Source organism: Mesobacillus maritimus, assembly GCF_044803185.1.
In the GTDB taxonomy this organism is placed as follows: Bacteria; Bacillota; Bacilli; order Bacillales; family Cytobacillaceae; genus Mesobacillus_B; species Mesobacillus_B maritimus_B.
Window position 1 is genome coordinate 3395899 of record NZ_CP085225.1, and the last position, 12800, is coordinate 3408698.

The window sequence follows — 12800 nt, forward strand, 5'->3', positions numbered from 1 at the left end:
GGGATTTCACTGATAAAACAAGTTCCTAAATCACAGTGTTCTTCCTTGCACCGGTCTTTCTCCTATAAACGCATACTCTAATAAACTACGAATCGCACTACCATCAATTGGACGTGGATTATAATACGGATTTCTCGTCGCAATCACTGCTGCTTCGTCAAGGTCTTCCTTTTTCATGCCGATTTCCTTTAAGGAAACGGCGACACCAAGGGATTTCGAGAGGTCAAATATCGCTCCTGCGACGTCGTCTACTTCCGAACCTATCGCCCGGGCTATTCTCGCCATTGCTTCTGGGGCATAAGTGGAATTGTACCAAATCGCATAAGGTAAAATAACCGTATGTGTCTCAGAATGCTGTAGCTTGTAGTTGCCACCAAGTACATGACATAACTTATGATGCAAAGCCATTCCTACTGACCCTAGTACTGTCCCACCCATCCAGGTTCCATATAAGGCTTCCGATCGTGCATCCATATCTTCTGGATTTTCTAAAATCCTTGGTAAACAAGAACTTACGGCACGAATTCCCTCCTCTGCCATAATAGAAATGACTGGGTTCGCATTTTCGGCATAAAGCCCTTCTGCACAATGAGCAATCGCATTCATTCCACTTGTTACCGTTAAGCTTGGAGGTAAGGTGACTGTTAAATTTGGATCATAAATAACGGTTTTCGGCTTTACAATCATGTTTTTCCCTGTTTTTTTCTGACCATTTTCAGTGATTCCCCAAACCGGTGTCATCTCTGATCCAGCATAGGTTGTTGGAATGGCGAGAATGGGAAATGAAGTTTCTAATGCTAATGCTTTAGCGAGACCAATGGAAGAGCCTCCGCCAACAGGAACAAAACTATCAATCTGTAATTCTTGAACAACATGCATGGATTGGCCAATCGATTCTCTCGGAACATGTTGGATCGCTTCAGTATAAATTCCTGCACATAAGTCCCCAAGTAAAGTAGCCACTTCATTCGCAAGCTCCCTTTGTTCTGGAGTTGCTATCACTAACGCCCTTTTCCCGCCTAATTCTTTGAGTTCATTTCCTACTTCCTTAAGGAATCCAACCCCAAACTTCACACGTGCATTTTGACTCTCGTATAAAAACGCTTTCATTTTGATAATTCTCCCTTGCTCAGGAATTTTAAAAGGCTCTTTTCTCAAACATTGTTGTTTTTCGATACAAAATAGGATGAATGAAGGTTGTGTCACTGCAAAATAGCTTTTTAATGCTGAGAAAAGAGCTTGCAAACCTACTGTAACGTACAAAAATAGCTTACCTTGCGTTAAAATCGGCTAAAGGATTTTAACAACAATCTTACGAAAACCAGCCTTTTTAAATACAAAAAACCCTTCCATAAGAAAAGCTTAAGCGATAAACTTGGCTTTTTCTTTTCAGGAAGGGCAAAGGGAATCATAAAGGATTCTTAAATCATCCTATTTTCAGATTCCCTTCAGCTACAAATCGAATCCAAGGATACCTTCATCTTTTCAACCTATTTTATTAGCCTGAACGTTCCGAATGATCCCTCTAGCAAAATCAATTTCCGCATCATTAATGAGATGCCCCATCCCTTTATAGATAACGGTTTTCGTGTTGGCCCCCATCTTTTCAAACAGGTTGGCTGTTTCATGAATCCGATGCTCCGGAACCCATTCATCAACATCACTTGAGCCTAGAAAAACAGGTGTCCCATTTAAGGAACCTCTCATGTTCCAATCCGTTCCAAGTGGTCCAATGATTCCCCCTGTATAGAGGATCACTCCACCATACCGCTCAGGGTTTCGCAGGACGTATTCAGCTGTCAAACATGCTCCTTGTGAAAAACCTAATAGGATCATTTTTGATTTAGGAATCCCGAGTTCGGCCAACTCTGAAATACGGTGCTCATAACAGTCTAAACTATTGCTTAAGTAGGGTTCGTTCTCGGAGAGGTTCTCCATGAACCCCTTCGGATACCAACTATTCTCAGCGGCTTGTGGGGCAACATAATGAACGTCAGGCAGATTTAACCGGTCAACTAGGTTCATGACATAATCCGTCGTTTGATTGCGTCCGTGTACCATGAAGACTACGGCCTTCGCGTTCATTAATGGAACACCGCGTGTGACCACTGGCTGTTGAAGATGAATATTCATCAGTTCCCCCCTAATTTACCTTACTAACGGTTTTTGAGGGTTTGTAACCGGTTCAAGTTGACTAAGAATTTCATCACGATCATCTTGTTTCCAAGGTGGAAGGTGCAAGGTTTGTCCAAGCTCTTCAAAAGACTCATCAATGGTAAAACCGATATCACTAGTCGTAAACTCACAAAGGATTCCACCAGGTGATCTTACATACGCGGAATGGAAGTAATAACGGTCTTTAATTTCGGACATATCGGTATAGCCCAAGCCTGTGACCAATTCTCTTACTTCATTTAATTCTTTATCCGTATCAACCGCAAAGGCCACATGGTGAATCGTTCCAGCTCCAAGGCCCCAGCTTCCTTGTGGAAGATCTGGCTCATGAATGACGTATAGCGTTTTATTCGCTCCGCCACCATTTAATTCATATTGGTAGTATTGCCCTTCCCGACCTGTAAACTCATAGCCTAACACTTCTCTAATGAAGCGATCTTGTTCTTCTACTTCACGCACAGACATTGTTACACTATGGAAGCCCTTTACCGCTTCTTTAATGGAAACCTTATCGGTTACATATCCTTTACGAGTATCGGCATCATCTTCAATAAATTCAAACTCTAGGCCACATGGGTGTTGGAAGGTTATGCGATTCTTTCCGAAACGCTCTTCAATCTCCCCATGCTCGATGTTGCTCTCGTTAAAGTGATTAACCCAAAATGGTAATGAACCTGAAGGAACGGTATAGGACGTTGTTTTAACTTGTCCTGATCCTCTTCTTGCTTTAATTCCAGCCTTTCCATAAGGGAAGGTTGTCATCGCTGATCCGATTTCCGCATCCGCATTCGTATAATACAAATGATAGATTGGTAATGGACCATCCATTAATACGGTTTGTTTCGCCAATCGTTGGCCAACAATAGAAGTAAAAAAGTCTACATCCTCTTGTGCACCTGCTACCCCTGCTGTTACGTGGTGAATCCCATGAATTAAATTTTGTAACATCTCCTATTCCTCCTCAAACAACTTTTTTTGTTGTGGTGTTCCACTACATTTACTATAAAAAATCGCTCTAACCAGTTACTTACATAATGAAAGGGCTTTCCTTACAAAGAGGAATTATTTTCTAACAAATAATTAAAATGGAAAAACTACTTTTGTGTAGGCTTTTGTTCATAGTCTCTCTGTTGAAAAGGGGAAGGTTGATTTGCGCTCCATGCACTTCGCTTTCCGCGGGCGTGCCGGGGAGCCTGTCTATAGCTGCAGCGCCTAGCCCCTCGAGTCGCTTCTTGTCTAGCTCCGGCTCATAGGGACTCGAGTCATAAGCCACTCCCTTTCAGAAGGTAAAGAACACCTTCATACAGGGCCCGTCTTATGCTTGTCGTCCCTGGGCAGTCGCCTCCGCTTTTCATGGTCCGTCAGGTGAAGTCAAAGAACGACTTCATCTTCCGGACCTCCAGCGCTTGTCGGGGCTGAACAAGGCGCTTCCGCTTTTCTATCTCCTCGGTGCTAAAGCGCCTGTGGGGTTAATTGGTCCCTCACGTGGACCATTTCAACCCAGGTCTCCCCTGCCCCGTAGTCCCGCAGGAGTCTTCGTGCCTTCCGCTCCAATCAACCTGTTTTCACCAAGGGTTTTATTAACATGGCCTAAAAAAAATCTCTCTTCTATTAATAAGACCAAAAAGTCCCCAACAAATGCTGGGGACACCTTATGAATCTCTTATGATACTAGACTGCAATTTCCTTTAAGTTTGGTGAAAGGATCAATTTGGGCTCGGTTGCTTGTTGAACTTCTTCCGCCGTAAAACCTGGGGCGATTTCTTTTAAAACTAGGCCATCTCTCGTTACTTCAATGACGGCCATATCTGTAAATATAGAGCTTACACAGTTTAGCGCTGTGACTGGATAATCTAGCTCTTTCACTATTTTCGGGCGTCCATCTTTATTGGTATGGGTCATCGCTACGTATACAGCCTTTGCACCGATCGCAATGTCCATCGCTCCCCCTATGCCACCAAGGCCCACGTCTTTCACCTTCCAATTTGCTAAATCCCCGTTTTCTGAAACCTGCATGCCTCCAAGGATCGCGACATCAATATGTTTTCCCCTTACCATCGCAAAAGAGTCTGATGAGTGAGAGAAGCTTCCCCCTGGTACGAGGGTAACCGGTTCTTTTGATGCATTAACCAAATCGGGGTCTGCTTCATTCGGTTCCGCCAATGATCCCATGCCTAAGACCCCTTGTTCACTATGATAGACATATTCACTTTCAGGAGAAACAAAATTACTAACAAGCACGGGAATTCCAATTCCTAAATTTATGACATCGCCTTCGCGCAGCTCTTTGGCAATCCGCTTAGCAATTTGTTCTCTCGTTAACAATCGGTTATCCAATTTATATCAGCTCCTTTTCACAACACGTTGTACAAAAACGCCTGGTGTCACAATCGATTCAGGGTCTAATTCTCCTACCTCAACAATTTCATCGACCTCGGCAATCGTAATTTTTCCTGCCATCGCCATAACTGGATTGAAGTTGCGACCTGATTTGTTATAAACAAGATTTCCCCAGCGATCTGCTTTTTTTGCTTTAATAAAAGCAAAATCGCCTTTTATCGCCTTTTCTAAAATACAAGGAATCCCATCAAATCCTTTCTCATCCTTGCCTACTGCGATTTCGGTCCCAACGCCTGTGGGCGTGTAAAAAGCTTCAATCCCAGCCCCACCCGCTCGAATTCGTTCGGCAAGTGTTCCTTGAGGAATCAATTCCAAATCAATCTTTCCTTGCTTATATTTTTCTTTAAACACATAGCTGTCCTTTTGTACTGGAAATGAACAGAGCAATTTTGAAATCCGGTCATCCGCAATTAATTTTGCGATGCCCTCCTCATGATATCCAGGGTTATTGCTGACTGCCGTTAACCCTTTGGCTCCCTGGTGACACAAGGCATAAATGATTTCATAGGGGACACCAGCTCCACCAAAACCCCCAAATAGGATTGTGCTTCCGTCCGATACGTCAGCAACTGCTTCTTCAGCAGAATTGAACACCTTATTGATCATTGTGTTTAAGCCCTCCATTCTCAAAATAAGAACCTTCCATACTATGAAACTTTTATCTACTCATCCTTTGTAGTCTGTATGATTTTCGACATACTCAAATACCTGCTGTGCGACCGATTCTTCGCGGCCTGTTTCAATCTCTTCGGCGATATGACCAACTAACCCAACCGCCCTTGCTGCAACCGCAAATGATTTCACTAGTCGATAATCAATGTCCATATCTGAAAGAATGGCCCCAATTGCGCCAGTCACGTTTAAGGTAATTTCTTTCCCCTTTTGTTGGCAGAATTGTTTATGCATTTCTATCAATAGCTGAGAATGTTTGTTTAGGAATCCTAGTTCCTCTGCGATAGCAAATAGCTTAGGAGTACGCGGATCGACCGGCTTGTGAATATGGTGACCAAACCCTGGAAGTTGTAGGCCTTGTTCTTTTCTTTCTTGGATGACAAGCCCCGCTAATTCTTCCGTCGAGTAATCATCGCCATGCTTTTGATACGTTTTTTGCAGCATTTCAGCGACATACTCCATGGCACCAAAATAAACCGAACCTGCCCCAAGCAGTCCTGCAGCGACAGCCGCTTGAATCGCTTCTGGTGCTCCTAAATATGTTAAGCGGGAAGAGAGTGAACTTGGTGTAAACCCATGTTCACAGATCGCAATCAACGTCGCATTCAGCATTTTCGATTCCTGTTCGGTCGGTTTCCGGTGTTTCACTCCTAAAAAAAGCATGTCCGCAAGTGTGATATTTCCAATTAAATCCTCAGCTAAATCATAGCCATGGACATAAAGATGTTCTTTTGTCGACCTGCCAATTTTCGTTTCAAATTGCATGAATCATTCCTCCTATTTAGAAAACTACCTATCTATTCATTGAACAAACTATAAGATATCTTTCTAACTAATTTCTTACTGAAAAGCAGATTAATCTTACAAAACACTCATTTTTGTGGGTTAAACTAGTTTCGCTGTTCCTTAACTCACATGTTCACACTTCTGCGAGTAACCCATTTTTATAGGATGTCGGTCACCAATGAGGGTGATGGAGCCCAAAATTGCATCTGAGAAGAGAAAAAGGTTCTCATGAACACTTCATGGAGCTCAAAATTCCATCCGAGATCAGAAAAAGGGTCTCATGAACACTTCATGGAGCCCAAAATTCCATCCGAGAACAGAAAAAGGGCCTCATGAATTCTTCATGGAGCTCAAAATTCCATCCGAGAGCAGAAAAAGGGTCTCATGAACGCTTCATGGAGCCCAAAATTACGTCCGAGAGCAGAAAGAGGTTCTCATGAGCGCTTCATGGAGCCCAAATTCCATCCGAGAACAGAAAAAGGGTCTCATGAATTCTTCATGGCGCCCAAAATTGCATCCGAAAGCAAAAAATGGGTCTCATGAACGCCTATTGCCGCCCTATCTCGGTTGTAGGCCGTGGAGATTGGTCACTACAATAGTTATAAACAGGGGAATAAAAGGGATTGCAGATACACGGGGCTAAAAAAATAGGAGAGGCTTCATTTTCAGCATCCCCTCGAATAGTATCTATTTAATTTCATATGCTCGCAGCTACTAAACTTTAACATTTGGTTTTAAAGACTTCTGCATTTGAACTAATTCATCGGCTAGGTTACTAATACGGTTGAGGATCTCCTCATCTTCAATCATCGTGTTTCCATTAAAATGCTCTCTCGTTAGATAAACCGAACTCGGTGCAACATAAGCCCGAAAATATCCGGCAATCGGCTTTAACTGATTTTCAATGACAAGATAATGTTGATAGGTCCCACCGGTCGCAATGAATCCCATCACTTTGTTTCGAAGTGTAGATACGGGGGTCAAATCAATTAGATTTTTTAAAGGTCCAGACAATGAAGCATTAAAAATAGGAGTGGCAAATAAAAACACATCACCTGAATTCATGATATCAATCACTTTTTTGGTATCCCCTTCATACGTTTCGGGGTCGCGCCCATCACAAAATTCAAGATGATAGTCTTTTAAATCAAGCAATTCTACCTCAACATCTGGATCCACCTTCTGTATTTCCGTCAATACCCTCCTCACTACAGCACTCATTTTCTCGCCGATGATCGTGCCAGATATCCCAATGACTTTCATTTCCATTCCTCCTTAAATCCGCAACTTTTTCTTTCCTCATCCCTTTTATAGATGAATGAGTCCCTTTAATAATGAAAGGGACTCATTGATTTATAACACTATAAAGTGGCTACTTCACAATAAATCTAGTTGACTTATAACCTAGTTCATTTTGTCACAGGTGCGGCTTGAAGAAATTCTAACGTGGCGGTAACGACGCCTTCAAGTTCCTCGGCCTGTGGGTAGTGACCCGAGTTTTCCATAATTGCTACCTTTGAGCCTGGAAGCTTTTTATGGAACTCATAGGCGTAATCAACTGGAATGAGGGCATCTTTTTCTCCCCAAATAATGCAGCTATTCGCTGTCACCCGGTGGATTCTTCGGCTCAAGCCCTTATCAGGAATCCCCCACATAAACTTTGCTGCTTCCGCTGCTGCTGTATTTTGAGCGACTACAAATTCAATCTGCGCTTCCCGTTCTTCTGGCATCGCATTTGCAAACGCTTGAGCTGCTGGCGAATTTAGATTAGCAAATAAGTGTTGGAATAATACATCTGGTGTGTTTAACATCGTAAAAACATCTTTGACTGGTGTCTCATCAATCCAAAGTCCAGCAGCACAAACTAACACTAAGTTCTTCACCCGGTCTGGATTGGTAGATGCTAGTTCAGCCGCGACCATTCCACCAAATGAATGTCCGATTACATCCACTGTTTCTAAGCCTAAGGCATCAAACAGCTCATAATAATAAAGCACTAAATCCCACCAGTCGCGTACCTCATCTTTGCCAACCGAGCCACCGGTCCCGATATGATATGGGGCATAAACCTTATAATGCTGCGACAACTGATCTAAATATCCATCCCATTGAAGGCCACCAGCACCATGAAGGTAAACAAGTGGCTTTCCTTCTCCTGCAACCAAAACCTTTGCTTCAATTCCATCTCTTACCTTAACGGTTTCTAATTTTGGTGTAGACATCATCCATTCCTCCTTCTATGCTTTTTGTACAGCTGGCTTTTGCTCGATTTTTGGCCAGTTCTGAACCTCATATTCATCTCCCCAAATATCACGAACATGTGGAATAACTTCTTCGCCCATCAAGCGGATATTTTTAAGCGCCAGCTCATGTGGCATGGAACCGTGGTTTAATAACGCAATGAAATGGCCGACATGAAGGTTTTTAACCGCTTTCCTGATTTGTTTGACAACGCTTTCAGGAGAGCCCGCAATGACATATCCATTTTCCACCATCTGCTCCCAAGTAAGGCCTGCTCTTAGTTTGGCACCTGCACTCTCTGTTCCATACTGACTTTGCATCCCAGCTCTGACACTCTTTTCTGTCCGATAACCAGGGGCTTCTACGAATTCAGGTGAAACATGGAAGCTCTTTTCAAAGAAATAGTTTACGTGCTCTTCATATTCTTCTTTTGCTTTTTCATCTGTTTCCGAAATACAAATCATTTGGACGAACCCTACTTTGTAAGGGTTTTTATCTAACCCTAGTTCTTGACGACGCTTCCAAAACTTTTCAAATTTATCCTTCGCAAATTCATGTCCATAGAAGCTGAGATAGCTATATTGATAGTCATTTTCGGCCACCCAGTCAAATGTCTCTTGACTCGCTGCTCCTCCTGGAATCCAAACCGGTGGAGTTGGATCTTGATATGGACGCGTCCAAACGTTTACATATCGGTGCTGATTAAATTTGCCGTTAAAATGGAATACTTCCCTTTCCTTCCATGCTTTCATCACCAAATCATGTGCTTCATAGTAACGAGGTCTTAATTCTGCTGGGTTAATTCCATACGCATAGTTTGTATCCATCGATGTTCCGACTGGGAAACCTGCAATCAAACGCCCACCCGTAATATTATCGAGCATGGCTAATTCTTCAGCGACTCGAATCGGCGGATTATATAGAGCTAAACTATTTCCTAGGACGATGAGGGCGGTTTTCTCGGATTCTCTCACCTTTCTAGCCAAAGCCGCGGCAATGATGTTCGGGGAAGGCATCATTCCATAAGCATTCGCATGATGTTCATTCACCCCGACTCCATCAAAGCCTAAATCAATCGCAAGCTCATATTGATCGATAAAATCGTTGTACATTTCATGACCCTTTTCTGGATCATAAAGACTATTAGGGATGGAAATGTACACACTCTTGTGCTTCTCTGTAAAATCTTCAGGCAAATCACGATAGGACATTAAGTTCATGAATACAAATTTCATTCTTTTCCCTCCATTTTCAAATAAGTATTTTACTTTGAGAAAGCTACATGCAAATGCTTACCGCCATTTCCAGAGTACAAGGAAATGAGATTAAATGAATGTCATCTCCCCTTTCTTCTATCTTTTGTTTCCGTATTACCATCACTATAAAAGATCTACCTAACTGCATCCTTACACAAGGTTTTAGCTAATCTTACAATTTACCAATTCTTCTTTTTTGTTCCTAGCTTATTTATCCAGAACCTATCTGGTAGGGTTGCAAAATCTTACAATACCCCTAACTAACCTATTGACATTTAAACACATTGTAAATAGTATTAAATGAGTAAATGTTATAATTTTCATAATATTTTAAAATATTAATGTATCCGCTTACAATTTAAAGGAGGGACAATATGCTATTTTTTGAGTCAAAGGTAAGCGTTCCCCATTATTCGCCTTATCTGATTCGAGACAGGTTATTTAGCTATTTAAATGAACACCTAGATTGTTCTCTCATTTGTCTAATCAGTGAAGGTGGCTACGGGAAAACAACACTCGTCTCTAGCTTCATAAAGGAAAACAACCTGCCATGTATTTGGTACAAATTATCGCAAATGGATCGCAACCCTGCTGTTTTTCTATCCTATTTTAAAACATTGATTATGCGGAAAATATCAGGGAAAAAGGTCATTTGTGAGATTTCGAACGATGAGCTAGAAGCAGAGCTTGACAATATGATTAGTATTTTAGCGTCATGGCCGGAACGGTTAATCATCGTCCTCGACGATTACCAAACCATCGACCAAAGTGAAGAAGTTGAACAAATGCTTACAAGCATCATTTCTCATGTCTCTCCTTATGTAACCTTTATCATCACTAGTCGAATTCGTCCAAATTTACAATTGGTCAACTTGAAATTAAAAAATAAATTGGCTTATCTCCGGACAAAGGAGTTGAAATTCACCCCAAATGAAATCCTTCAATACTTTACTTCTTTGCACAAGATCAGCTTACAACCGAAAGAAATTTATTTAATTCACTCCAAAACCGACGGATGGGCCGCTTGTTTACAGTTATTACAGGACTTAATGAAGGATACTGACGCTTCAGACCGTTTGTCCTTTTGGATCAATTTCAAAGGAACAGAAGATATTTATAATTATTTAGGAGAAGAAATTCTTGCAAAGCAAAGTGAAGAAATTAAATCTTTCCTTTATCAAACCTGTATCATGTATGAGCTCAGTTCAGATGTTATTGATAAGTACTTAGATCGGAACCATACTGAACAAGTGCTTGACCACCTTTTAAAAAACCATCTATTTATCTATCAAAATGAAAATGGGGATGTCCGATATCACAGCCTGTTTCGTGTCTTCCTCACCAACCAGTTAGCAAAAAGTTTCGATCATTCTAAAATAAGAGAGTTTCATGAACAGCTTTCAAAAATTTATGAAGAGAAAAAGGATTTTTTTCATGCCTTTGCCCATGCCATGTCTAGTAACAATTTTCTTGTTGCGACCCATATCATGGCTAAAATGAAGGAATTTTATCCACCAGCTAAGTTTGTCGACCTTATTGATTGGTTTTTTGAAGAAGTTTCCCCGAGACTACATACAGCAAGTATCAGTTTATTTCTTGTCAAATGCATCCCATTAAACGTATTGGAAAAAATTATTCCTGCGATGCAAAAGAACTTAGAAAAATACGATGAACATGTTAATCCATTATCAATTGTTCATTACAAACATCAGCTTTCAGCCGCTTACTTTTACAACGGAGAAATCAGAAAAGCCGAACAGCTTTGTTCAGATTCCTTAAAAACTTCCTATAAAAATAAGGATCATGAAATGATTGCCATTAATCTATCCTTGCAATCTGTTATTTACTTCTATATGGGAAAATACAATCAAGCCCTACAGGCAGCACAGGAATCGTTATCGTATCCGAATTTAAACAGTTTCTTTCACCCAAATCACATCTCTTCTTGGGTTTTAGCTGAAGTCCATTTAATGAAAAACAAATTGGAGAAAGCGAAAATTTTACTAGAAGAGACACTTAAAATATCGAAACAGAGGCACGACGCATCGATCGTGTATCCATATTGTTCAATGGGAAAATATTTTCGTTTAATTGGAGAATATGAAAAGGCACTTGAATGGATCCATAAAGCGAAGGTTCTCGCAGAAGAGTTTCAACTAGAATATGCGATAGCTTGGGTTTATAAGGAGCTTGCTACCACTTATATTGAAATGGAAGATTGGGAGTTAGCAGAACATTATTTATCGAAGGCTTATACGTACGTCGTTCACTCGGCCTATTTGAAATGTGAAATCGCTCATTTGCAAGTCACCCTCTATTCCAAATTAGGCAAACAAGACTTAGTCTCGATTAGATTACAAGAATTCCAAGAAACCCGCAAGGAGAAAAACTATGACTGGCTTACATCCCCATCTCAGGCCGATGTCCCGGAAAAACAGACCGAAGTTCACGACATGAAAACGGTCGAGCAACCTATCGTAATCAAAGAAAACAAGGAAACGACCCACCATGGTATTAAAATACTAACATTAGGAAACTTTGAACTTAGTGTGAATCATAAAAGCGTTCATATTAAACGCAAAGCGAGTTTACAGCTTTTACAATATTTAATTACCCACCAAGGGAGTAAAATAAACAAAGAAAGCATCCTCGACGAAATTTTTCCTGGAGGGTTGCTAGAATCATCTAATAACCAGTTTTACGTAGCCTTATCTTATCTAAGAAAAGCATTAGAGCCAAACTTACAAAAAGGGCCATCCTCACGGTATATCCAACGCGATGGCGAGCATTATTTTTTAAATGCTCAACACCTGTATCTTGATAACAATGAATTCTCGCAACTAGTTGATCCAAGAAACTCCTCTACCCCTTTGGAACGGGTAAAAAACCTAAAAGCAGCAGAATCTTTATATAAAGGAGACTATTTCGAAGGATATCCGTATAATATCTTTTTAGAATTAGAGCGAGAACGGTATCGAGTCCTTTATATTAATCTCTTACAAGAACTGGCTGAATACTACTGGAAAATGAACGATACTCAAAATGGACAAACCTATTATGACAAATTATTAAAAAAAGAACCGTATCAAGAATCGATTTATCTTGAATATATCGAGAAGCTCTTAAAAGCAAAGATGTTGCTCCATGCCAAAAGGGTTTCGAAGCATTATCAACAAATGATCGAAAAAGAGCTTGGAATTCCGGTCGTAGAAAAAATTGAAGCGATGTTTAACACCTATTCAAAATCTGTATAAAAATGACTAGGCTTGG

General features: G+C 40.9%; 10 protein-coding genes. 1 reads left to right on the forward strand and 9 read right to left on the reverse strand.

The genetic code is table 11. The annotated features are described in order from the left end of the window. Window positions 1-30: 30 nt before the first annotated feature. The 9 genes from LG336_RS16365 to LG336_RS16405 form a co-directional block, all read right to left on the reverse strand. Window positions 31-1110, reverse strand: a complete 1080-nt coding sequence (locus LG336_RS16365; protein ID WP_404328548.1) for a maleylacetate reductase — start codon at window positions 1108-1110, stop codon at window positions 31-33. A 375-nt stretch (window positions 1111-1485) separates the two neighbouring features. Continuing rightward, on the reverse strand, window positions 1486-2133 hold the full coding sequence (locus LG336_RS16370) for an alpha/beta hydrolase (RefSeq protein WP_404328549.1): 648 nt from the start codon (window positions 2131-2133) through the stop codon (window positions 1486-1488). A 15-nt stretch (window positions 2134-2148) separates the two neighbouring features. Beyond that, the gene (locus LG336_RS16375) at window positions 2149-3123 is read right to left on the reverse strand and encodes a ring-cleaving dioxygenase (RefSeq protein WP_404328550.1); all 975 of its coding nucleotides are present in this window, start codon (window positions 3121-3123) and stop codon (window positions 2149-2151) included. Window positions 3124-3846: 723 nt separating this feature from the next. Then, on the reverse strand, window positions 3847-4512 hold the full coding sequence (locus LG336_RS16380) for a 3-oxoacid CoA-transferase subunit B (protein WP_404328551.1): 666 nt from the start codon (window positions 4510-4512) through the stop codon (window positions 3847-3849). Between the two features lie 6 nt (window positions 4513-4518). Then, entirely contained in the window at window positions 4519-5181 is a 663-nt protein-coding gene (locus LG336_RS16385) for a 3-oxoacid CoA-transferase subunit A (protein ID WP_404328552.1), read from the reverse strand. Between the two features lie 60 nt (window positions 5182-5241). After that, a complete protein-coding gene (locus tag LG336_RS16390; protein ID WP_404328553.1) occupies window positions 5242-6012 on the reverse strand; it encodes a citryl-CoA lyase in 771 nt (256 codons plus the stop codon). A gap of 735 nt (window positions 6013-6747) precedes the next feature. Further along, window positions 6748-7296: an NADPH-dependent FMN reductase gene (locus LG336_RS16395; protein WP_404328554.1), complete on the reverse strand. Its 549-nt coding sequence runs from the start codon at window positions 7294-7296 to the stop codon at window positions 6748-6750. A gap of 146 nt (window positions 7297-7442) precedes the next feature. Beyond that, window positions 7443-8258: an alpha/beta fold hydrolase gene (locus tag LG336_RS16400; protein ID WP_404328555.1), complete on the reverse strand. Its 816-nt coding sequence runs from the start codon at window positions 8256-8258 to the stop codon at window positions 7443-7445. A 12-nt stretch (window positions 8259-8270) separates the two neighbouring features. Beyond that, window positions 8271-9509, reverse strand: coding sequence for an LLM class flavin-dependent oxidoreductase (locus tag LG336_RS16405; protein ID WP_404328557.1), 1239 nt, complete (start codon window positions 9507-9509; stop codon window positions 8271-8273). A gap of 395 nt (window positions 9510-9904) precedes the next feature. On the opposite strand from LG336_RS16405, the gene LG336_RS16410 reads away from it, so the two are divergent. After that, a complete protein-coding gene (locus LG336_RS16410; protein WP_404328558.1) occupies window positions 9905-12784 on the forward strand; it encodes a BTAD domain-containing putative transcriptional regulator in 2880 nt (959 codons plus the stop codon). The last annotated feature ends 16 nt before the right edge of the window (window positions 12785-12800 follow it).

Bases quoted from the DNA above. Each gene is read 5' to 3' on its own strand.
- LG336_RS16405 (WP_404328557.1), bottom strand. From the start codon at position 9,509: ATGAAATTTGTATTCATGAACTTAATGTCCTATCGTGATTTGCCTGAA.
- LG336_RS16410 (WP_404328558.1), top strand. From the start codon at position 9,905: ATGCTATTTTTTGAGTCAAAGGTAAGCGTTCCCCATTATTCGCCTTAT.
- LG336_RS16395 (WP_404328554.1), bottom strand. From the start codon at position 7,296: ATGAAAGTCATTGGGATATCTGGCACGATCATCGGCGAGAAAATGAGT.
- LG336_RS16400 (WP_404328555.1), bottom strand. From the start codon at position 8,258: ATGATGTCTACACCAAAATTAGAAACCGTTAAGGTAAGAGATGGAATT.
- LG336_RS16385 (WP_404328552.1), bottom strand. From the start codon at position 5,181: ATGATCAATAAGGTGTTCAATTCTGCTGAAGAAGCAGTTGCTGACGTA.
- LG336_RS16375 (WP_404328550.1), bottom strand. From the start codon at position 3,123: ATGTTACAAAATTTAATTCATGGGATTCACCACGTAACAGCAGGGGTA.
- LG336_RS16390 (WP_404328553.1), bottom strand. From the start codon at position 6,012: ATGCAATTTGAAACGAAAATTGGCAGGTCGACAAAAGAACATCTTTAT.
- LG336_RS16370 (WP_404328549.1), bottom strand. From the start codon at position 2,133: ATGAATATTCATCTTCAACAGCCAGTGGTCACACGCGGTGTTCCATTA.
- LG336_RS16365 (WP_404328548.1), bottom strand. From the start codon at position 1,110: ATGAAAGCGTTTTTATACGAGAGTCAAAATGCACGTGTGAAGTTTGGG.